The sequence below is a fragment of the Erwinia sp. genome, assembly GCF_049696395.1.
Classification (GTDB): domain Bacteria; phylum Pseudomonadota; class Gammaproteobacteria; order Enterobacterales; family Enterobacteriaceae; genus Erwinia.
In genome coordinates this window covers 1-21,600 of record NZ_JBAVTT010000021.1, presented here as the reverse complement: position 1 = coordinate 21,600, position 21,600 = coordinate 1, and the positions used below count along the sequence as shown (strand labels likewise).

The 21,600-nt window shown below is 52.7% G+C and carries 23 protein-coding genes and 1 tRNA gene; 15 read left to right on the top strand and 9 right to left on the bottom strand.

From position 1 onward, the window contains the following. Nucleotides 1-92 precede the first annotated feature (92 nt). The 5 genes from frdA to WCC56_RS02895 all read left to right on the top strand — a co-directional run bounded on the left by frdA (nt 93) and on the right by WCC56_RS02895 (nt 3,972). Nucleotides 93-1,874 carry a fumarate reductase (quinol) flavoprotein subunit gene (frdA, locus tag WCC56_RS02915; protein WP_424690943.1) on the top strand — a complete coding sequence of 594 codons (1,782 nt, stop codon included), beginning with the start codon at nt 93-95 and terminating at the stop codon, nt 1,872-1,874. Next, entirely contained in the window at nt 1,867-2,601 is a 735-nt protein-coding gene (locus tag WCC56_RS02910) for a succinate dehydrogenase/fumarate reductase iron-sulfur subunit (protein WP_424690942.1), read from the top strand. Before frdA ends, WCC56_RS02910 begins: the two co-directional genes overlap by 8 nt. A gap of 11 nt (nt 2,602-2,612) precedes the next feature. Continuing rightward, nucleotides 2,613-3,020, top strand: a complete 408-nt coding sequence (frdC, locus tag WCC56_RS02905; protein ID WP_424690941.1) for a fumarate reductase subunit FrdC — start codon at nt 2,613-2,615, stop codon at nt 3,018-3,020. After that, entirely contained in the window at nt 3,017-3,373 is a 357-nt protein-coding gene (frdD, locus tag WCC56_RS02900) for a fumarate reductase subunit FrdD (RefSeq protein WP_424690940.1), read from the top strand. Before frdC ends, frdD begins: the two co-directional genes overlap by 4 nt. Nucleotides 3,374-3,444: 71 nt before the next feature. Further along, nucleotides 3,445-3,972, top strand: a complete 528-nt coding sequence (locus tag WCC56_RS02895) for a lipocalin family protein (RefSeq protein ID WP_424690939.1) — start codon at nt 3,445-3,447, stop codon at nt 3,970-3,972. Between the two features lie 36 nt (nt 3,973-4,008). Here the strand turns inward: WCC56_RS02895 and WCC56_RS02890 are convergent, their stop codons facing one another. The 3 genes from WCC56_RS02890 to efp form a co-directional block, all read right to left on the bottom strand. After that, nucleotides 4,009-4,143 carry an entericidin A/B family lipoprotein gene (locus WCC56_RS02890; protein ID WP_424690938.1) on the bottom strand — a complete coding sequence of 45 codons (135 nt, stop codon included), beginning with the start codon at nt 4,141-4,143 and terminating at the stop codon, nt 4,009-4,011. A 104-nt stretch (nt 4,144-4,247) separates the two neighbouring features. Beyond that, nucleotides 4,248-4,379, bottom strand: coding sequence for an entericidin A/B family lipoprotein (locus tag WCC56_RS02885; protein WP_424690937.1), 132 nt, complete (start codon nt 4,377-4,379; stop codon nt 4,248-4,250). A 60-nt stretch (nt 4,380-4,439) separates the two neighbouring features. Next, entirely contained in the window at nt 4,440-5,006 is a 567-nt protein-coding gene (efp, locus tag WCC56_RS02880) for an elongation factor P (RefSeq protein ID WP_034891518.1), read from the bottom strand. 41 nt (nt 5,007-5,047) lie between these two features. Here efp and epmB point away from each other — a divergent pair, with 41 nt between their 5' ends. Then, nucleotides 5,048-6,076, top strand: coding sequence for an EF-P beta-lysylation protein EpmB (epmB, locus tag WCC56_RS02875; RefSeq protein ID WP_424690936.1), 1,029 nt, complete (start codon nt 5,048-5,050; stop codon nt 6,074-6,076). A gap of 118 nt (nt 6,077-6,194) precedes the next feature. On the opposite strand, the gene WCC56_RS02870 is transcribed toward epmB, so the two are convergent. From WCC56_RS02870 to WCC56_RS02855, 4 genes are all read right to left on the bottom strand, one after another. Next, a complete protein-coding gene (locus tag WCC56_RS02870) occupies nt 6,195-6,548 on the bottom strand; it encodes a DUF4156 domain-containing protein (protein ID WP_424690935.1) in 354 nt (117 codons plus the stop codon). Between the two features lie 849 nt (nt 6,549-7,397). Then, the gene (groL, locus tag WCC56_RS02865) at nt 7,398-9,041 is read right to left on the bottom strand and encodes a chaperonin GroEL (protein WP_424690934.1); all 1,644 of its coding nucleotides are present in this window, start codon (nt 9,039-9,041) and stop codon (nt 7,398-7,400) included. Nucleotides 9,042-9,086: 45 nt separating this feature from the next. After that, on the bottom strand, nt 9,087-9,380 hold the full coding sequence (locus tag WCC56_RS02860) for a co-chaperone GroES (RefSeq protein ID WP_012442682.1): 294 nt from the start codon (nt 9,378-9,380) through the stop codon (nt 9,087-9,089). 211 nt (nt 9,381-9,591) lie between these two features. Then, nucleotides 9,592-10,053 carry an FxsA family protein gene (locus WCC56_RS02855; RefSeq protein WP_424690933.1) on the bottom strand — a complete coding sequence of 154 codons (462 nt, stop codon included), beginning with the start codon at nt 10,051-10,053 and terminating at the stop codon, nt 9,592-9,594. Between the two features lie 361 nt (nt 10,054-10,414). Here WCC56_RS02855 and aspA point away from each other — a divergent pair, with 361 nt between their 5' ends. The 8 genes from aspA to dld all read left to right on the top strand — a co-directional run bounded on the left by aspA (nt 10,415) and on the right by dld (nt 19,142). Then, nucleotides 10,415-11,851, top strand: coding sequence for an aspartate ammonia-lyase (aspA, locus tag WCC56_RS02850; RefSeq protein ID WP_424690932.1), 1,437 nt, complete (start codon nt 10,415-10,417; stop codon nt 11,849-11,851). A 117-nt stretch (nt 11,852-11,968) separates the two neighbouring features. After that, nucleotides 11,969-13,270, top strand: a complete 1,302-nt coding sequence (locus WCC56_RS02845; protein WP_424690931.1) for an anaerobic C4-dicarboxylate transporter — start codon at nt 11,969-11,971, stop codon at nt 13,268-13,270. 219 nt (nt 13,271-13,489) lie between these two features. After that, nucleotides 13,490-15,253, top strand: coding sequence for a protein-disulfide reductase DsbD (locus tag WCC56_RS02840; protein WP_424690930.1), 1,764 nt, complete (start codon nt 13,490-13,492; stop codon nt 15,251-15,253). Nucleotides 15,254-15,316: 63 nt separating this feature from the next. Further along, on the top strand, nt 15,317-15,895 hold the full coding sequence (gene dicD, locus WCC56_RS02835; RefSeq protein WP_424690929.1) for a division control transcriptional repressor DicD: 579 nt from the start codon (nt 15,317-15,319) through the stop codon (nt 15,893-15,895). Nucleotides 15,896-16,005: 110 nt separating this feature from the next. Next, a tRNA-Phe gene (locus WCC56_RS02830) sits at nt 16,006-16,081 on the top strand. A 382-nt stretch (nt 16,082-16,463) separates the two neighbouring features. Continuing rightward, nucleotides 16,464-16,883 (top strand): translesion error-prone DNA polymerase V autoproteolytic subunit, encoded by a 420-nt coding sequence (gene umuD / locus WCC56_RS02825; RefSeq protein ID WP_424690928.1) that lies wholly within the window; start codon nt 16,464-16,466, stop codon nt 16,881-16,883. A gap of 14 nt (nt 16,884-16,897) precedes the next feature. After that, nucleotides 16,898-17,281 (top strand): hypothetical protein, encoded by a 384-nt coding sequence (locus WCC56_RS02820; RefSeq protein WP_424690927.1) that lies wholly within the window; start codon nt 16,898-16,900, stop codon nt 17,279-17,281. Between the two features lie 166 nt (nt 17,282-17,447). Further along, complete coding sequence (gene dld / locus WCC56_RS02815; protein ID WP_424690926.1) at nt 17,448-19,142, top strand: D-lactate dehydrogenase; 1,695 nt, start codon at nt 17,448-17,450, stop codon at nt 19,140-19,142. A gap of 69 nt (nt 19,143-19,211) precedes the next feature. On the opposite strand, the gene WCC56_RS02810 is transcribed toward dld, so the two are convergent. Further along, on the bottom strand, nt 19,212-19,796 hold the full coding sequence (locus WCC56_RS02810; protein ID WP_424690925.1) for a YceI family protein: 585 nt from the start codon (nt 19,794-19,796) through the stop codon (nt 19,212-19,214). 167 nt (nt 19,797-19,963) lie between these two features. Further along, complete coding sequence (locus WCC56_RS02805; RefSeq protein ID WP_424690924.1) at nt 19,964-20,821, bottom strand: SDR family oxidoreductase; 858 nt, start codon at nt 20,819-20,821, stop codon at nt 19,964-19,966. A 114-nt stretch (nt 20,822-20,935) separates the two neighbouring features. On the opposite strand from WCC56_RS02805, the gene WCC56_RS02800 reads away from it, so the two are divergent. After that, nucleotides 20,936-21,349: a winged helix-turn-helix transcriptional regulator gene (locus tag WCC56_RS02800; protein ID WP_424690923.1), complete on the top strand. Its 414-nt coding sequence runs from the start codon at nt 20,936-20,938 to the stop codon at nt 21,347-21,349. Nucleotides 21,350-21,600: the final 251 nt, after the last annotated feature.

The following is a 21,600-nucleotide window of genomic DNA, read 5'->3' as shown; positions in this document are numbered from 1 at the left end:
CGCTGATGGCCGGTTTTATACTGTTCTCCCTGGAAAAAGTGAGGATTTCCTGACCTTTTCCACTCTTCTGACACTCTGACAGGGAGAACACCGTGCAAACCTATACTGCCGATCTGGTCATTGTCGGCGCTGGCGGAGCTGGACTCCGCGCCGCTATTGCTGCCGCTGAAGCCTACCCCGCCTTGACTATTGCGCTGGTCTCGAAAGTCTATCCAATGCGTAGCCATACCGTAGCCGCAGAAGGCGGTTCTGCCGCCGTGACGCAATCCCACGACAGCTTCGATCTCCATTTTCAGGACACCGTTTCAGGGGGAGACTGGCTGTGCGAACAGGATGTCGTCGATTATTTTGTAGAGCACTGCCCAAGGGAGATGACCCAGCTTGAGTTGTGGGGCTGCCCGTGGAGCCGCCGGGACGATGGCACGGTAAACGTGCGTCGCTTCGGCGGGATGAAGATTGAGCGTACCTGGTTTGCCGCGGATAAAACCGGTTTCCATATGCTGCACACGCTGTTTCAAACCTCACTGAAATACCCGCAAATCCAGCGTTTTGACGAGCACTTCGTGCTGGATCTGCTGGTTGATGAAGGGGAAGCGCGGGGTCTGGTAGCCATGAATATGATGGAAGGCACGCTGATACAAATTCATGCCGGAGCCGTGGTGCTGGCAACAGGAGGAGCAGCCAGGGTCTATCGCTACAACACCAATGGCGGCATCGTCACAGGTGACGGTATGGGCATGGCGCTGCGTCATGGTGTGCCGTTAAGGGACATGGAGTTTGTGCAATATCATCCGACCGGACTGCCAGGTTCAGGGATCCTGATGACCGAAGGCTGCCGGGGTGAAGGCGGTATTATGGTCAACAAGGATGGCTACCGCTATCTGCAGGACTACGGAATGGGACCGGAAACGCCGCTCGGCCAGCCGAAAAACAAATATATGGAGCTGGGCCCGCGTGACAAAGTCTCTCAAGCCTTCTGGCATGAGTGGCGTAAAGGCCGAACCGTGGCCACACCACGCGGTGACGTGGTGCATCTGGATTTGCGCCATCTTGGCGAGAAGAAGTTGCTAGAGCGCCTGCCGTTTATCTGTGAACTCAGTAAAGCCTATATTGGCGTGGATCCTGCGCAGGCTCCAATCCCCGTGCGGCCTACAGCTCATTACACCATGGGCGGTATTGAAACCAACGCCCAGTGCGAAACGAGGATCGCCGGTCTCTTCGCCGTTGGGGAATGCTCATCAGTCGGCCTTCACGGTGCCAACCGTTTGGGCTCTAACTCGCTGGCTGAACTGGCCGTGTTCGGCAGGCTTGCCGGGGAAAATGCGGCCAGACATGCCGTTCAAGCCCATAAAAAATCCGCCAGCACGCTGGAAGCCCAGGCCAAAGACTGTGAAAAGCGCCTGCAAGGGCTGGTAAATCAACAAGGCAAAGAGAGCTGGTCAGAACTGCGAGATGAGATGGGGTTGGCAATGGAAGAAGGGTGCGGCATCTACCGCACGCCAGAACTGATGCAAAAGACCGTCGACAAACTGGCTGAGCTGCAGGAGCGCTGCAAGCATCTGCACATCAGCGATACCTCCAGCGTTTTCAACACGCAGCTGCTCTACAGCATTGAACTGGCGCACGGCCTTAACGTGGCCGAATGCATGGCTCATGCCGCCCTCCAGCGTAAAGAGTCCCGTGGCGCTCATCAGCGGCTGGATGAAGGCTGCACTACCCGCAACGACGAACAGTATCTGAAGCACTCCCTGAGTTTTTATCGCCCTGACGGTGCACCTGAAATCAGCTGGGATGAGGTCAACATTACCCGATCACCTCCGGCGAAACGCGTCTATGGTGCCGAATCTGAAGGTAAGGAGGCCCTCCATGAGTGAACTTGCTCACTGTAAAATTACGGTTCAGCGCTATAACCCGGAAGCCGACAAGGTTCCACGTCATGAAATCTTTGACGTTCCCTGGGACGAGCAAACTTCTCTGCTGGATGCGCTTGGTTTTATTAAAGATAACCTCGCGTGGGACCTGTCGTACCGCTGGTCTTGCCGGATGGCGATTTGTGGCTCCTGCGGCATGATGGTGAATGGTGTCCCCAAACTGGCCTGCAAAACCTTTTTGCGTCACTACCCGAAAGGCCTGCTGGTTGAACCGCTGGCACACTTCCCCGTAGAACGGGATCTGATTGTGGATATGAGCCGCTTTATCGAAAGCCTGGAGGCAGTAAAGCCGTGGATTATCGGTAACCCTCGGGACGCAGAACGAGGTCCTCACCGACAAACTCCGGCGCAGATGGCGAAGTATCATCAATTCTCCGGCTGCATCAACTGCGGTCTGTGTTACGCCGCCTGCCCGCAATTTGGCCTCAATCCGGAATTTATCGGCCCTGCAGCCATTACTCTGGCGCACCGCTACAACCTTGATAGCCGTGATAAAGGCAAGGCGCAGCGAATGCCAAAACTGAACGGCGAGAACGGCGTCTGGCCCTGCACCTTTGTTGGCTTCTGCTCGGAGGTTTGCCCGAAGCATGTTGACCCGGCAGCAGCTATTCAGCAAAGCAAAGTGGCCAGCGCTCAGGATTTCCTGATTACCACACTCAGACCGCAGTAGGGAGCCCTATAATGACGACGAAACGGAAACCCTTTCAACGCCCGATGCCGGCCAACTGGTGGCAAAAATCAGGCTACTACCGTTTTTATATGCTGCGCGAAGCCACGGCACTGCCCGCGCTGTGGTTCAGCGTTGAAATGATTTTTGGCCTTTTCGCCTTGAAGAATGGCGAGCAGAGTTGGCAGGCATTTGTCACCGTCTTACAACATCCCTTTATGCTGTTGATGAACACAGTCGCGCTGGCGGCAGCCTTGTTACACAGTAAAACCTGGTTTGAGCTGGCCCCTAAGGCCCAGGTCATCATGCTGGGCGGAAAAAAAATGCCCTCAGCTCCCGTCATCAAATGCCTTTGGGTTTTGATGGTACTGATTAGCCTGATCCTGCTGACGTGGGCACTGATAATGAGGGAAGCATTATGAAAAACACCTCACTGCGTTCAAATGAACCGGTGTTCTGGGGGCTGTTTGGTGCCGGAGGAATGTGGGCGGCTCTGGTCTCGCCTGTGGTTATTCTGTTGGCTGGATTGCTGCTTCCCTTAGGAATAGGGACAGAACGTGGACTCAGCTATGAGCATCTCCTCCAGTCGGCACAATCCCTGCCCGGACGCCTGTTCCTGTTTCTGATGATTGTCATGCCACTGTGGTGCGCACTGCATCGCCTGCATCATGGGATGCATGACATCCGACTTCCTGTTCCGGCAGGAAAATGGGTGTTCTACGGGCTGGCTGTCATTCTCACCGTAGTGACGGCAATTGGGGTGATCACGCTGTAATTCACAGGCGGCACGCCTGCCGCCTGAAACATCCTCTATACTCAAGCTATTCAATCTCAAAGGAATAGCTTATGTCTCTGTGGAAAATACTGGTCGCAGGCACCGTTGCCTTATTGTCCGTCGCCTGCAGCGTAACCCCGCCTAAGGGTGTTACGCCCATTGAAGGGTTTAATGCCGATCTTTATCTGGGTAAATGGTATGAAATCGCCAGACTTGACCACTCTTTCGAAAGTGGGCTTGATCATGTCACGGCAACCTACAGTAAGCGTGATGATGGCGGCCTGAAGGTGGTTAATCGCGGTTATAACGTGAAGAAGCAGCGCTGGCAGGAAAGTGAAGGTAAAGCCTATTTTACCGGCCCACAGAGCCGCGCAGCCCTGAAAGTGTCATTTTTCGGCCCGTTCTATGGCGGTTACAACGTGATTGCGCTGGATAACGAGTATCAGCATTCGCTGGTCAGTGGTCCGAACCGTGACTATCTCTGGATCCTTTCCCGTACGCCGCAGATTTCAGATCAGGTGAAAGAGTCAATGTTAGCGAAAGCCCGGGAGAATGGCTTTGATGTCAGCAAGTTGATTTGGGTGCAACAAGGAAAGTAGGCAATGAAGCCGGTGCGGGGAGCACCGGCATCGTAATTACTGAGCGCTTTTTTGAATCGCCTGGCCACCGGCTGACACGTCTTCACCCACGCCACGCGTGGTGTTACAAGCTGTGAGCACCGAAGAAAGCACCAGTACAGAAAGGAGTGAAATAATACTTTTCTTTAACATAGGAATGTCCTTTTAGCGTGAAGTAAAGTACAGCGAATTAAGCATAGCTGTAATTTGACCACATGCTATTGAAGCAGGTAGCAAAAGGACATTTTCGCGACAGATTAGTTGGCTGCGTGTGAGATAGCACCGCCGAGGTGTTGAACATCCTCACCAAACCCGTGAAAGGTATTGCAGGCGCTGAGCGCACTGGTCATAAGCACTGCTACAGCAATGAGTTTTATCCACTTCATCATCTGATTCAGCTCACATCGTTAAAGAAAAGGGGCCTGAGGCTCAGGCCCACTTCATCGGGCTTATTTCACGCGAGAAACGTATTCGCCTGAACGGGTATCAACACGGATCACTTCGCCAATCTGCACGAACAGTGGCACTTTGACCACGGCACCGGTAGACAGGGTAGCTGGCTTGCCGCCAGTACCAGCGGTATCGCCTTTCAGGCCTGGATCGGTATCAGTGATTTCCAGCTCAACGAAGTTTGGTGGCAACACCTGGATCGGCTTGCCGTTCCACAGGGTTACGATACATTCTGCGTTATCCAGCAGCCATTTAGCCGCATCGCCCACGGTCTTCTCTTCAACAGGGTGCTGTTCGAAGGTTTCCGGGTGCATGAAGTGGTAGAACTCACCGTCGTTGTACAGGTAGTTGAGGTTGGTATCTACTACGTCTGCGCCTTCAGCGGAGTCGGTAGATTTGAAGGTTTTCTCAACGCGGGAGCCGGTCAGCAGGCGACGCATTTTTACGCGTGCAAAAGCCTGGCCTTTACCTGGTTTAACGAACTCGCTCGATTCGATAGCGTAAGGTTCGCCTTCGAACATGATTTTAAGACCGGGACGGAAATCGTTGCTAGAATAAGTCGCCATAAAGGCCCTCTACAATTTAATACTGGTACTAAGCCAAAAAAATGGCACACATTGTAACCCTAAAAACCCCTTCGCGAGAAGAATGGTTGCATCAACTTGCGGATGTAATCACCGACCCAAATGAATTACTGCAACTTTTAGGCCTCGATTCGCACCCGGAGCTAACGGCAGGCAGTGATGCCCGACGTCTGTTTGCCCTGCGCGTCCCGCGGGCCTTCGCGTCCAGAATGCAAAAAGGCGATCCACAAGATCCGCTCCTGCTGCAGGTGATCACCGCCAGCCAGGAGTTTGTTGATGCTCCGGGTTACAGTACTGACCCGCTCGATGAGCAGAGCAGCGTGGTGCCGGGTCTGTTACATAAATATCGCAATCGTGCGCTGTTGCTGGTTAAAGGCGGTTGTGCGGTTAACTGCCGCTACTGTTTCCGCCGCCATTTTCCCTACCAGGATAACCAGGGAAACAAGCGCAACTGGCAGCAAGCCCTGGAGTATATCCGAGAGCAGCCAGAACTGGATGAGATTATTTTCTCCGGTGGCGATCCTTTGATGGCAAAAGACGCCGAACTGGACTGGCTCATCAGCGAACTGGAGCAGATCCCGCATCTGAAACGCCTCAGGATCCACAGCCGGTTGCCGGTGGTGATCCCCAGCCGTATCACCCGTTCGCTCTGTCAGCGGTTGGCGCAGTCGCGGCTGCAAGTGCTGATGGTGACCCACATCAATCACGCGCAAGAGATAGATGACGAGCTGCGGGATGCCCTGCAACAGCTGAAAATGGCGGGTGTCACGCTGCTTAACCAGAGCGTGCTGTTGCGCAATATCAATGATAATGCCACCACGCTGGCCACGCTCAGCAATGCCTTGTTTGATGCGGGAGTCCTGCCTTATTACCTGCATGTGCTGGATAAAGTGCAGGGTGCAGCGCACTTCTATGTTTCGGACGAAGAAGCCAGGGCGATTATGCGGGAACTGTTAGCCAACGTTTCCGGCTATATGGTACCGAAGCTGGCCCGTGAGATTGGTGGGGAACCCAGCAAAACCCCGCTCGATTTACAGCTACGCCAGATTTAACCACGCCACAAACACAAACAGGGGGAGGATCAATGATCCTCCCCCTGTCTTTTCTGCTTCAGACACTCTGCCAATCGCTAGTAAGCGGTCTCAACCTGCAGAGCGTAGCCGCAAACTGTTAAGGGCACTTGTACACCTGGCCGCTCATTTTGCTGTCCAGCGGGGCAAAGCTTGACCAGATGTTTTGCGTTGGGCTGGTTGCACCGTAAATCGTGTTGCCGCCCATTTCTGCCGCACGGTTGCGCAGATCGTTTGCCGCGCCACGCAGCGAGCTGCTTTCGCCGCCGCCAGCACCGCTTAACCAGTTGCTCTGCTCACCGGTCAGGTTGCCCAGCAGTTGGCACTCTTTCGCTGGTTGCTGGTCGGTAAAGCTGACGCGCTCACCCGCAGCACTCAGGGTGTTAGAACTGCTGCTACAGCCCGCCAGCAGCGCAGCTGCTACTGAAAGACCAAGCAAAACGTTAATCCGCATTTTAATCCCCATTATTATCATCAAAATACTCCGACGAGCCTACCATAAAAAAGCAGAATTCCTGAACTTACGTTAGCGTTTTGCCGCAAATTGTTCAGAGGAAAAAAAACCTGTTTCTAACCTCATAAACCTCACCCAAAGAACCGATTTTTTCCCTTGAGCTTTGTATGAACTAACGCGACAGAGTGCCATTGAACTGACAAGATTTAAAAAACAATAAACATGTAAAGGTCACCAGCAACACGGAATTTTCAGGGCAATAACAATGACAGAGTCTCAGCTGGCATTAGTGTGTTGAGTCATTCATTTGAATAACCCTAACCCAATAAAATAGTGCCAGGGAACGTCCATTTCATTGAACATGATTAAAAATCACTATAAGCCTGAAAATAAAATGGAAGAAACAATAGCTGCTAAGGCAACTCACTACCGGGAACCCGTTGTGCAGCGCTAAACATTCAGAGCGGAAAAGTCCAGCCCACCGATAACTTCCGAATTTAAAGCCGTAATACAGAAGTAAAAATAACGGTGTCAGGTTTAACAATAAATGGAATTTCGCCAATAGCATTCCGGGTAATACTGGCTGCTATGGTTTAGTGCTGGAGGCACGCTCCCCACAGGACGCTTTACTCTTTGCGGAAATAGATTACCTGAAAGGCCACCACATTGAATCGCCGGTTACGGCAAATGTGGGGAGTACGAATAGGCTTCTGATCTTGAATGAAATATCGCGGTAGACAACAAATAAGAAGCCCCACCAATTGGCGGGGCTTCTTTCTTCAGAACTGCTAAGGGCTACAGAGCTGGCACTTTTCAGTGAAGCCTGGCAGCAACACGACTTTCGTCGTATTACATCATGCCGCCCATGCCGCCCATACCACCCATACCGCCACCGCCTAAATCAGGGGTGTCGCCTTTCGGCAGATCGGTAATCATACATTCGGTGGTGATCATCAGACCAGCAATAGAGGCCGCATACTGCAGAGCAGAACGGGTCACTTTAGTTGGGTCCAGGATACCGAAGTCGATCATGTCGCCGTATTCTTCAGTCTGTGCGTTGTAACCGTAGTTACCTTCGCCCGCTTTCACGTTGTTAGTCACAACTGAAGGCTCTTCACCGGCGTTAGAAACGATCTGACGCAGTGGAGATTCCATTGCACGCAGTGCAACTTTGATACCCACGTTCTGGTCTTCGTTCTGGCCACGCAGATCAACCAGTTTAGAAGCCACGCGTACCAGTGCAACACCACCACCAGCAACAACGCCTTCTTCAACCGCAGCACGGGTTGCGTGCAGGGCATCTTCAACGCGAGCTTTCTTCTCTTTCATTTCAACTTCAGTGGCTGCGCCAACTTTCAGTACGGCAACGCCGCCTGCCAGTTTCGCTACGCGCTCCTGCAGCTTTTCACGGTCGTAGTCAGAAGTCGCTTCTTCAATCTGCTGACGGATCTGAGAGACACGGCCAGAGATAGTCGCTTCTTCGCCCACGCCATCAATGATGATGGTGGTGTCTTTGCTGATTACAACGCGTTTTGCCTGACCCAGATCTTCCAGAGTCGCTTTTTCCAGCTCCATACCGATCTCTTCAGAGATAACGGTACCGCCAGTCAGCACAGCGATGTCCTGCAGCATAGCTTTACGACGGTCGCCGAAACCAGGTGCTTTAACCGCAGCCACTTTCACGATACCGCGCATGGTGTTCACTACCAGAGTAGCCAGCGCTTCGCCTTCAACATCTTCCGCTACGATCAGCAGTGGTTTGCCAGCTTTCGCTACGGCTTCCAGCACTGGCAGCATTTCACGGATGTTGGAGATTTTTTTGTCAGCCAGCAGAATGAACGGGGTTTCCAGTTCTACTGCGCCAGTTTCTGGCTTGTTGATGAAGTACGGGGACAGGTAGCCACGGTCAAACTGCATACCTTCAACCACGTCCAGCTCGTCTTGCAGGCCGGTGCCTTCCTCAACGGTGATCACGCCTTCTTTGCCCACTTTTTCCATCGCCTGAGCAATCAGTTCGCCCACGGTTTCATCGGAGTTAGCAGAGATGGTACCTACCTGAGCGATAGCTTTAGAGTCAGAGCAAGGCACAGACAGTTTTTTCAGTTCTTCAACAGCGTGGATAACAGCTTTGTCGATCCCGCGCTTCAGATCCATTGGGTTCATGCCCGCAGCAACGGCTTTCAGACCTTCGTTAACGATAGACTGAGCCAGAACAGTTGCGGTGGTGGTGCCGTCGCCTGCAGCGTCGTTCGCTTTAGAGGCCACTTCTTTCACCATCTGAGCACCCATGTTTTCGAACTTGTCTTCCAGTTCGATTTCACGTGCTACAGAAACGCCATCTTTAGTGATGGTTGGTGAACCAAAAGATTTATCCAGAACCACGTTACGGCCTTTCGGGCCCAGGGTAACTTTTACTGCATCTGCCAGTACGTTAACGCCACGCAGCATTTTTACGCGTGCGTCATTACCGAATTTTACGTCTTTAGCTGCCATCTTAAAATATCCCTTAAATTCGTTTGTTCAGTGAGTTACGCGTAATTACGCTTCAACAATTGCCAGAATGTCGCTTTCAGAAATGATCAGCACTTCCTGGTTGTCGATTTTCTCAGTTTTCGCACCGTAGCCTTCGCTGAAGATCACAACATCGCCAACTTTAACGTCCAGCGGTTTCACATCGCCGCTTTCCAGGATACGGCCATTGCCAACTGCCAGTACTTCGCCACGGGTAGATTTACCGGCTGCGGAGCCAGTCAGCACGATGCCGCCAGCTGATTTAGATTCCACTTCTTTACGCTTGACGATAACACGGTCGTGCAATGGACGAATTTTCATTGATAACTCTCCTTTGAGAAGCCAATCAGGTTTTTGGGATGAACGCCGGGCTTCACTGGCACCGGCCTCGTGACGAAAGAGATAGGGCCTGGTAGAGGGGCTTTCAAGGGGAAAAAAATAAAAATTTCGCTTCTGCAAACCAACTGCACAAATAACAGGCAATCGTTTCCCCTGAAAAGCAAAAAGGCGGGAAATCCCGCCTTCGGCTCCGTTAACGGCGATCCTCAGGATCATCGTGCTCAAGGAGTTTGCTGTCTTTGCGCTCGAATTCACCGTCAACGGTGAAACCACTGTCCGGGCCTGCGCCTGTCCCGCGCCAAACCTTCAGGTGCGGCATCAGCTTCAGCGTCAGGTGCTTTTGCACTGGCGGCAGCAGCAGCAGCAAGCCGAGGAAGTCGGTGAAGAAACCAGGCAGCAGCAACAGGAAACCAGCGATGATCAGCGACACGCTTTTAATCATCTCGGCGGCTGGGCTATCACCGGCGGCCAGCTTCTGCTGCATCAGCATAAAGTTTTTCATCCCCTGGTTTTTTACCAGCGAGATACCAATGAGGGAACTGAACACCACCAGCAGCAGCGTCAGCAGCACGCCCATCACGTGCGCCACCTGAATGAAGAGAGTGATCTCAATCCAGGCGAGAATAAACAATACTAAAAACGGTAACCAGCGCACCGCAGTCTCCTGTCTGTCAGGGCCCTCTCGCGCAAGGCGGGACGGCAAAAATAGGGATCATCACGATCGTAGACTAATGAAATGGGCTCTTACAGAGCATTTTTCAACTACCTTATACGAAATTCATGTTGGTCATGAAGATGTGATCAATATCACACTAAGTCGAAGAGGTTTGAAAATGAACGCAATTTAAGTGATCTGGATTCAGGCTTTTTGCCCTTAACAGAATATGATCGTGCTCAGTCTACCGCAAATGGATAACATGTCGGCCGAGGCTGTTCATGACCAAAGATTCACTTTGATTGTGATGATCTACACCGACTTTTTGGGTGTATCCGGTAGCAAAAACAAGAAGGTTCTCATGACAAATAGCATTCGTATCGAAGAAGACCTGTTAGGTATGCGTGAAGTTCCGGCAGATGCTTACTACGGTGTTCATACTCTGCGTGCGATTGAAAATTTTTACATCAGTAACAGTAAAATCAGCGATATCCCCGAGTTTGTGCGTGGCATGGTAATGGTCAAAAAAGCAGCGGCGATGGCCAACAAAGAGTTGCAGACTATTCCCCGACATATCGCCAACACCATTATTCAGGCCTGCGATGAAGTGTTGAACAACGGCAAATGCATGGATCAGTTCCCTATCGATGTCTATCAGGGCGGTGCCGGCACCTCGGTCAACATGAATACCAATGAAGTGCTTGCCAACATTGGTCTGGAGTTGATGGGTCACCAGAAAGGGGAATACCAGTTCCTCAATCCCAATGACCACGTGAACAAGTGCCAGTCCACCAATGATGCCTACCCAACCGGTTTTCGTATTGCCGTCTATACCTCTATTTTAAAGCTGTTGGATGCCATCGGCCAGTTAAGCGAAGGCTTCCAGCGCAAAGCTGTTGAGTTTGAAACCATCCTGAAAATGGGCCGTACCCAGTTGCAGGACGCGGTGCCAATGACGTTAGGCCAGGAGTTCCACGCCTACAGCGTTCTGCTGAATGAAGAGATTAAAAACCTGCTGCGCACCGGCGAATTGCTGCTGGAAGTGAATCTGGGCGCCACGGCTATCGGTACGCGCCTGAACACGCCGGACGGTTATCAGGCACTGGCGGTGCAGAAGCTGGCCGAAGTCAGCAACCTGCCTTGTGTACCTGCGGAAGATTTGATCGAAGCGACCTCAGACTGCGGTGCCTATGTCATGGTGCACAGCGCGCTGAAGCGCCTGGCGGTTAAACTCTCTAAAATCTGTAATGACCTGCGTCTTCTCTCCTCCGGGCCTCGCGCTGGGCTGAATGAAATCAACCTGCCGGAATTGCAGGCTGGTTCTTCGATCATGCCTGCCAAGGTGAATCCGGTGGTACCAGAAGTCGTTAATCAGGTGTGTTTCAAGGTGATCGGCAATGACGTGACCGTGACGATGGCTTCTGAAGCGGGTCAACTGCAGCTGAACGTCATGGAACCGGTTATCGGCCAGGCGCTGTTTGAGTCGGTCCATATTCTGACCAACGCCTGTTCAAACCTGCTGGAAAAATGCGTGAACGGCATTACCGCTAACAAAGCGGTCTGTGAAGCTTATGTCTTTAATTCGATTGGTATCGTTACCTATCTCAACCCGTATATCGGCCACCACAACGGCGACATCGTCGGCAAGATTTGTGCTGAAACGGGCAAAAGCGTTCGGGAAGTGGTGCTGGAACGTGGATTACTGACCGAAGCAGAACTGGATGACATTTTCTCCACGCAGAATCTGATGTTCCCGGTGTATAAAGCCAAACGCTACACCGATGAAAATGATCAATAACAGTTCAACCTGACAGACCTTAAAGGCACGTGCGTTCGCAGAACGACGTGCCTTTTTTTATGGCACAGCCTACATATTATTAACGGTTAGTTATCAAAAAAGTCCAAGGAGTAGATCATGATTGTGCCGGAGTTAATTGTCGTCCTGTTGGCGATTTATCTGGGAGCGCGGCTGGGCGGCATTGGTATCGGTTTTGCCGGTGGCCTGGGAATGCTAATTCTGACGCTCGGCTTTCACCTCAAGCCGGGCGCCATTCCCTTCGACGTCATTGAAATTATTATGGGGGTTATTGCCGCCATTGCTGCCATGCAGGTAGCAGGCGGGATGGATTACCTGGTCAGCATGGCTGAGCGCCTGCTCAGGAAGCACCCGCGCTACATCACCTTACTTGCGCCTCTGGTGACCTATTTTATGACATTGATGGCAGGAACCGGGCATACGGCATTTTCCACCCTGCCGGTGATCGCTGAAGTGGCCAAAGAGCAAGGCGTTCGCCCTTCGCGTCCCTTATCCATTGCGGTTGTGGCTTCACAGATTGCTATTACCGCCTCGCCAATTTCGGCTGCGGTGGTGTTTCTTGCCGGGATCCTGGAGCCAAAGGGCATCAGCTATCTTGCACTGTTAGCCGTGTCGATCCCTTCAACCATGATCGCTATTTTCCTTGCAGCACTCATCACCAATTTCCTGGGGAAAGAGCTGAAAGAAGATGCGATTTACCAGCAAAAGTTGGCTAAAGGGGAAACCGTTCTGCGTGGTGCCGGGGTGTACGAAGCCAAACCCGGCGCAAAGCTGTCCGTTCTGCTGTTCCTGATCGGCATTGTCGCGGTGGTGCTCTATGCCACTGCCATCAGCGATGCCGTTGGCCTGATAACCAACCCGGTACTGCCGCGCAATGAAGCCATCGTGGTCTTTATGCTAACCGTTGCCGCCATCATCTGCTTTACCTGTAAAGTGGATACCGCGAAAATCCTCTCTGCCAGCACCTTCAAATCCGGCATGAGTGCCTGCATCTGCGTAATGGGTGTAGCCTGGCTGGGCGACACCTTTGTGAAAGCGCACATTGGCGAGATTCAGCAGGTGGCGGGCGACCTGCTGACTGATTACCCGTGGATGCTGGCGGTAATCCTGTTCTTTGCTTCCACGCTGCTCTATTCACAGGCCGCCACCACAAAAGCCTTGATGCCTGCTGCCTTACTGCTTGGCGTCTCACCCATCACCGCCGTAGCTTCGTTTGCTGCCGTCTCAGCACTGTTTGTGCTGCCAACCTATCCTACGCTGCTGGCCGCCGTAGAAATGGACGATACCGGTTCAACACGCATTGGGAAGTATGTCTTCAACCACTCGTTTATTGTTCCGGGCACCCTCGCGATTGCGCTGTCCGTGCTGTTTGGCTTTATCTTGGGTCACCTCATTTTATAGCGTCAGATCGGCCAGAATCACCTGAAAGCAATCCTTACCAGGGCGGAGCATTCTCCGCTCTGGTTTTCCACGTTACATCCTGAAAAACTCCCTGCCGTGACGGCATGTTATAGTTGCGTCGCACCCGAGGATTACCCTCTGAGCTCAGTCACAGCGCTGCCGGAAGTCTCTCCGCCCTCTGCCCGACTCAGCCCAACATGGAGAACGTGGTTACCCGTTATGGCTAAGCGCATTACATCACTGATTTTTATCCTGTTTACCACCCTGTTCAGCCTGAGTGCTTCGGCCTCGCTGTTCGGACAAAACAGCAACAGCCATTTCGGCACGGTTGACCAGGCCTTTGCTTTTGACTTCAATCAACAGGCTAACAAGCTGACGCTTAGCTGGCAGGTTAAACCCGGCTATTACCTCTATCGCCAGCAAATTACCCTCTCGGCTAACGGCGCGAAGCTCGCGGACTTTACGCTTCCTGAGGGCCAACCTCATGAAGACGAGTTCTATGGCAAAACCGAAATTTATCCGGAAAGTCTGACGTTACCTTTAGTCCTGCAGCAGGCGGGCAAAGGGGCAACGGTCAGCGTCACTTATCAGGGTTGTGCCGCAGCAGGATTCTGTTATCCACCGGAAACACGCAGTGTGCCGTTAGAGGAAGTGAAAGCTGGCAGCGTTGTCACCGGTCAGGCTGTTACTGAGTCTTCAACCCAGCATAATGGCGCTGCGTTGACGACTAGCGCTTCCGCACCGGTAAGTGCTCAGACTTCGCCAGACGGAAGCCTGCCATTCTCGCCACTTTGGGCGCTGCTGATCGGCATTGGCGTAGCCTTCACTCCCTGTGTGCTGCCGATGTATCCCTTGATTTCCGGCATTATTCTCGGCGGCAATCGTCAATACTCTCTGGGTCGTTTGTTCGCTTTGGCGATGGTTTATGTCCAGGGCATGGCGCTGACTTACACGGTAATGGGCGTGATTGTGGCGGCGGCAGGCCTGCGTTTTCAGGCTGCGTTGCAGGCACCAGCCATTCTGATTGGGTTGTCCGTGCTCTTTATCCTGCTCTCTTTGTCGATGTTTGGCCTGTTCACACTGCAGCTGCCTTCTTCGCTACAAACTCGGCTGACGCTCTGGAGCAACCGCCAGCAAGGTGGATCGCTTACCGGCGTCTTTTTGATGGGTGCGCTGGCTGGGTTGATTTGCTCCCCCTGCACCACCGCACCCCTTAGCGCGATCCTGCTTTATATTGCTCAAAGCGGGAACATGCTGGCTGGCGCTGGCACGCTCTATCTGTACGCGCTGGGAATGGGGCTACCGCTGATTGCCGTCACGCTGTTTGGCAACCGCCTGCTGCCTAAAAGCGGCGCCTGGATGCAAACGGTCAAAGAAGGGTTTGGATTTGTGATCCTTGCTTTGCCCGTGTTTCTGCTGGAACGAGTGATTGGCGATCAGTGGGGCCTGCGTCTGTGGAGCCTGCTGGCCGTCGCCTTCTTCGGCTGGGCCTTTATCAGTTTGAAGTCTGGTAACGGCTGGCTGCGCCTTGGGCAAATAGTGATGCTGGCAGCCGCACTGGTTGCTGCACGTCCTTTACAGGACTGGGCATTTTCATCCCCAAGTCAAAACGCAGCCATCGCACACCTTAACTTCACCCGTATTAGTGACACTGACCAGCTAAATAAAGCGCTGCAAAACGCTCAGGGACGCATTACCCTGCTCGACCTCTACGCTGACTGGTGTGTGGCTTGCAAGGAGTTCGAGAAATACACCTTCAGCCAGCCAGACGTTCAAAGTGCGCTGAGCAACACCCAGCTGCTGCAAGCTGATGTCACGGCTAACAATGCCCAGGACAGCGCCTTGCTAAAACAGCTGCAGGTTCTGGGGCTGCCAACCATTTTGTTCTTCGATGCCAGCGGCAAAGAAATCCCCCACTCCCGAGTCACGGGCTTCATGGATGCCGCCGCTTTCCAGCAGCATTTGCAGAAACTCGCGGAGTAAACGACACTAGGGTGTGATTTCCCGGTTAAGAACCGCGAAACGGGCATTCAAGAGGAGAGTCACTTGCAACGTGAACAGGTACTCGAGCATGCATTAAACATACTCGAGCAAAAAGGCCTGGCGGCCTCAACGTCTTTCGCCGACATGGCACAAGCGGTGAACTGCCAGTTAGAGGATCTGCACCGCTTCTGGCCAGATCGTGAAGCGTTGCTGTATGACGCCCTGCGCTACCACAGCCAGCAAATCGATATCTGGCGGCGTAAGCTGTTGCTTGATGAGACGCTGAATGCAGAACAAAAGCTGATGGCCCGCTATCAGGTGCTGGAAGATGCGGTGAAAAACCAGCGCTATCCTGGCTGTTTGTTTATTGCGGCCTGCAGTTTTTATCCGCAGCCTGACCATCCCATCCATCAGGTGGCTGATTTACAGAAACAAGCCTCCTGGCAGCATACTCACAGTCTGTTAACCGAGCTGGAAACTGACAATCCAACGCTGGTTGCTCATCAGATGGAGTTGATCCTTGAGGGCTGCCTGAGCCGTCTGTTGGTGACACGCAACGTGCAGGAAGTGGTTACGGCCCGCACGCTGGCTGAGGACGTTTTAAGCATTGCGTTATGCCGTAAAAATGGCGCACTGGCCTGAGCAAAACCCCTGCTGTCTGTTTGAAAAGCAAGCAATCAGCAGCCGTTTAAGGGATTTTTGTGACAAAGCCGTTGACGCAAGACGGCCTTTACGGTTTAATGCGCCCCGTTGCCCGGATAGCTCAGTCGGTAGAGCAGGGGATTGAAAATCCCCGTGTCCTTGGTTCGATTCCGAGTCCGGGCACCATACATCGAAGCACACTGGTTAGAAGTAAGCTTTTAACGGGTGTCAAAACGAAGGTGGTGTTCAAGCAACGATGACTGCATTTTCAACGGCATCATCCAGAATTGAATAACATGACCTTCAGGAAAGGGTATCAGTTAACGCTGATGCCCTTTTTTTCGTTTGCGTAAAAATGGCATTCACTGTTTCCTCAGTCAGTCACGTCCTCAGGCAATCCCCCCACTTTCTGGCAGCAGCGCTCAATGCCCTGCCAGTCAAAAGCTGAATTAAGCATTAAATAACATAGTGTTAACAATTATCCGCTAAAATAACGGCCGTCAGACTTGATCCTGAGTCGCAAATGATAATACTGTATTTATATACAGTCATTTTGTGAGCCATCATCATGAACCTTCTTCAGCTTGCCGAAGTGCGGGAAAGCCTGCATTTACCCCTCTTTCTTGCCCGCGTGCCCTGTGGCTCGCCTTTTACTGCAGAGGACGATGTTGGGCAGCGCCTGGATCTCAATAACTTGCTGATCCAGCGACCAGACTCAACCTACTTCATTAAAGTGAGTGGTGAGTCGATGAAGGATGCAGGGATCGACGACGGGGATTTACTGGTGGTGGATAACTCTCTAACCGCCGGTCACGGTGATATTGTGGTCGCCGCTATCGACGGAGAGTTTACGGTTAAAAAACTGCAGCTGAGGCCAGCGGTACAACTGCTGGCAATGAACGCAGGCTGGCCGCCGATTGTGCTCTCCGGGGAAGACAAACTGGAGATCTTTGGCGTGGTGACGTTCACCATCAAAGCGATGGAATAATTAAGGGGCAAGGTATGACAACGTTCATTGAACATTCCGCTACCGGTGAGGTGCTCTCTTCTCAAACGGCACGTTTTCGTTCTCCTGCCCGGCACGAAATCACCTTTCTGTTCAGTAAATTACAGGATTTGGTGCCGACCAATCACGACTGCTATCTGACCTCCTGCAATGGCACCCTGTGCATTATCGATCGTTACCGTCCTGCCATTGCTGGCAGCCGCGTGCTGGTTGAACTGGATGGCAGCTGCAGCTGGGCACGAGTCCGGCAAAACCCTCAACAGCTTGTCACCGATGAGGGGGACATTATTGAAGGGGAGCAACTGGATGAGGTGACGGTGATAGGCGTAGCCATCCGGGAAGTGGTATCAACGTATCTGGCCCCTCGCCCCTGCCTTTGAACTCTCCCTTTGCGGCTTAACTGCGATCGATCACGCGTCCCGTTCAGCCGCACATAAATCACAGTTTTTCACCGATGTGCTCTGTAGTATGGAACTTACATGCCCAATCAGGCTGCTACCCTCAGGGTGGTCGCCGCTGGATAAGTCACATTCAGGAGCCGTTCAGATGGTGAAGGAGTCAGGCGTCATTACCCGACTGGAGCAGTTACTGGGTAAAGAGCAGGTGCTGACCAGCGAGGACAGCAAAGCTTACTACACGAAAGGCTTCCGCGTTGGCAGCGGTAAAGCGTTGGCGGTGGCGATCCCACACACGTTGATGCAACTCTGGCAGGTGCTGCAGGCCTGCGTAGCCTGTGACAGCATTATTCTGATGCAGGCAGCCAATACCGGCGTCACCGGCGGCTCAACGCCTGATGGCGCAGAGTACGACCGCGAAGTGGTGATTGTCAGCACCCGGAAGTTGAAAGGCGTGCAGGTGATCGACCAGGCCAGGCAGGTACTGGCTTTCCCCGGAAGCACCCTTACTGAACTGGAAAAAGCGCTGCTGCCCCACGGCAAAGAGCCCCACTCCGTTATCGGATCTTCCTGTATTGGTGCTTCAGTGATTGGTGGAGTGTGTAATAACTCCGGCGGCTCACTCATTCGCCGTGGCCCCGCCTTCACTGAAAAATCGCTGTTTGCGCGCATCAATGCTGATGGGTCTTTGCAGCTGGTAAATCATCTGGGTATTGAGTTGGGTAGTACACCGGAAGAGATGATCGCTAATCTGGAATCACAGCAATTTAGCACCGGTACAGCGCCAGACTGGGAAGGCAAAATCTGGGCAGATGATTATGCCGCTATCCTGCGTGATGTAGAGGCGGACACGCCAACTCGCTACAACGGTAACGTGCAGTATCTCCACGACAGTTCAGGCAGCGCTGGCAAGGTCGCCGTATTTGCGGTACGCCTCTCCACTTTCGATGCCAGCGATAAAACCCGCACTTTTTATATCGGCACCAATGATGAAACCGAGCTGGTTGCCCTGCGCCGTTATCTGCTTGCAGGACTGTCGGAATTGCCGTTGCAGGCGGAATATATCCACCGCGATGCGTTTGACCTGACCGTGCGCTATGCCAAACATATGTACTGGGCCATCAACCGCTTCGGCCCGGAAGCCTTGCCGCAGCTGATGGCGAACAAAGCAAAATGGGATATTCGGGTCAAAAACCTCAAGGTCTTGCCAGCAAACTTTGTCGATAAAGTGCTGCAGTTTGCCAATAACGTGACGCCAAAAGGGGTTGCCCCACGCATCCTGGCTTACCGTGAACGTTTTGAGCACCATCTGATGATCAAAGCGGAAGCGCGTCATGCTGATGAGTTGCAGCGCTTACTGGAAGCCTTCTTCAGCGATAAGTCCGGCCAGTATTTTCCCTGCGACAGCCGCGAAGAGCGCGATGCTTTCCTGGTGCGTTTCGGCGTGGGTGGTTGCACCATCTCTTATTGCGATTACAAAGGGATTAATACCGACCAACGGCTGATCGCCTTTGATGTCGCTTTACGTCGTAACGATACAGAATGGCGGATTAAATTGCCGCAGGCTCTGCAGGACAAGGTGCAGGAAGACTCCTGTTGCGGGCACTTCTTCTGCTTTGTGAATCATCAGGACTACATACTGAAACCCGGCGTGGATGCGGTTGCCTTTAAACACGCGGTGCTGAAGTACCTCGACCAGCGAGGCGCGAAATACCCGGCGGAGCACAACGTAGGCCATCTTTATCACGCGTCCTGTGAACATGAGTCACACCTGCGTCAGCTCGATCCCACTAACAGCTGTAATCCGGGGATTGGTAAAACGAGTAAGAAGAAATTCTGGCAGTAGATCGGGCAGAAAAAGCCTGGCGGAGGAGAGAACAACAGTGCGGAAAGCAGGCCTTCCGCACGGATAAACTTACTTAGCGTAAGCTTCAGTAGAGATAGTCAGCTTCACATCATCGCTGACGGCTGGCACATATTTATCCAGCTTGAAATCAGAACGCTTAAAAGTGGTGGTCGCGTCAAAGCCAACCGCCTGCTTCTTCACCATTGGATGCATACCCTGCTTGTTCAGCACGGCATGCAGGATCACGGGTTTGGTAATATCTTTGATGGTCAGGTCGCCATAAACGTCCATTTTATTTTTCCCTTTGCTGACCACTTTCGTGCTTTTAAATGTCGCAGTTGGGAATTTGGTCACGTCGAAATACTCTGCCCCTTTAAATTCGGTGGTCAGCGCATCAACATGGGTATTTATAGTGTCCACCGGAATGGAAACATCGACTTTGGATTTAGCAACGTTGCTGTTGTCAAAATCAATATTCCCGGTGATGCCAGATAAATCAGCAGTAGGATGCGAAAAACCAAAGTGAGTCCAGGAAACCACTACTGAAGTGTGCCCGGAGTCCATCGCATAGCTTTCAACTGCCGCAGCAGAAAACTGAGAGTAGAGTGCAGCAGTAATAACTAACGGGACGGATATTTTTTTGATTAATGACATGCATCTGGCCTTTATTTTCACGAAATGTAGTGGCGATAGTGCAAGATTATTTCCCGGGCCGATAGTGAAGATATTTGACCGGGTCTGTCAAAAAGATTAAGCGACAGGCGAAATTACTTTCCAGCCAGCAACAAGAAGAGAGGGAGAGCCAGGCTCTCCCGTAGCGATTACGCTTTAGTCACGAAGGCTTTGACCACATCCTGCCAAGGTGTGGTTGGGTGACCGGTCAGTTTGCTGAGCGTGTGGCTGTCATCAAACAGGCCCCCTTTTGCCGCACCGGCATCAGAATCTGCCAGCATTTCTGCCAGCCAGTCTGGCAGACCTGCGCCCTTCAGCGCGGCGGAAAAATCAGCCTGAGGCATATCGATATGCTGGATCGCTTTGCCACTCTGCTTAGCGATCTCTGCGGTAAATTCCGCCAGCGTGTAGGCTGTGTCACCGGACAGTTCATAAATTTTCCCTGCTGCATCATTGCCTGCCAGCACGGCGGCTGCGGCTTCGGCATAATCCTGACGGCTGGCTGAGGCAATCTTGCCCTCTCCTGCCGCGCCGATAAAGGCGCCGTGAGTGATGGCAGGTGCGATGCTGGCCGCGTAGTTTTCGGTATACCAGCCGTTACGCAGGATAGCGTAGGGCACACCCGAGGCGATCAACGCCTGCTCAGTAGCAACGTGTTCAGCAGCCAGACCCAGCGCGCTGGTGTCCGCATGCAGCAAACTGGTGTAAGCCAGCAGAGACACACCCGCTTCTTTAGCGGCTGCGATCACCGCTTTGTGCTGAGCCTCACGCGCGCCCACTTCGCTGGAGGAGACCAGCAGCACTTTTTCCACGCCACTGAACGCGCTGGCTAAGGTTTCTGGTTTTGCATAGTCAGCCTGGCGTACCTGAACACCCAACTCCGCAAACTCCGCAGCCTTCTCAGGCGAACGAACTGCGGCAATAATCTCCGCAGCAGGCACTTTCTTCAGTAAGGCTTCAATCACTAAACGGCCCAGTTGGCCAGTCGCGCCGGTTACAGCAATCATGATGATCTCCTGTGGAATGCATAAGGTGTGGCGGCGGTTGCCGCGTAAATCGCTTTCACCCAATCAGCCTATGCCATACACTAATTAAAAGTAAGTACTTACAGGAATGTTAGTATGCAAAAAAATGAAGAAAGTCCCAGCCTCTCGCTCAGCGACAAGTTTCGCCGGGGTGAACTGTTTGATGCCAACTGTCCCTCCAGGGATGTACTGAAGCGCCTGACCAGCCGCTGGAGCCTGCTTATCCTCGTCGCCTTGCAGGATGACACCCTGCGTTTCAGTGAACTGAGAAGAAAAATCGGCGGCATCAGCGAACGAATGCTGTCGCAGACGCTGAGGTTTATGGAAGAGGATGGCTTTGTAGAGCGTATAGCCTATGACGTTATTCCGCCACACGTTGAATACCGGCTCTCGCCAAGCGGGCAGGAAGTGCGGGAGCAGGTTGTAGGGTTAGCCGACTGGATTGAGATGAATCTGCAGCAGATTATGGCTCATCGCCGCCAGCATACCGCCGACGCGGAGAAAGTGTGAAGCGCTTCCCCTGCCAGGCTGCACAGGGGAAAAGTGGCCTTTAACGGCGCTTTCTTTGGCTTACCACGCTGATAACAAATGAAAAACAATTAGCCCACCTGCTGAATCTATTTAGCTAACAATGTCGGCCCGGCAGGCCGATCGGAGGAGAGAGGAATGACCCAGCCCAACGTTGGCGTAGGCATATTGATTGTGCGGGAAGGCAGGCTGTTACTGGGCCGACGTAAAGGAAGCCACGGCGCAGACAGCTG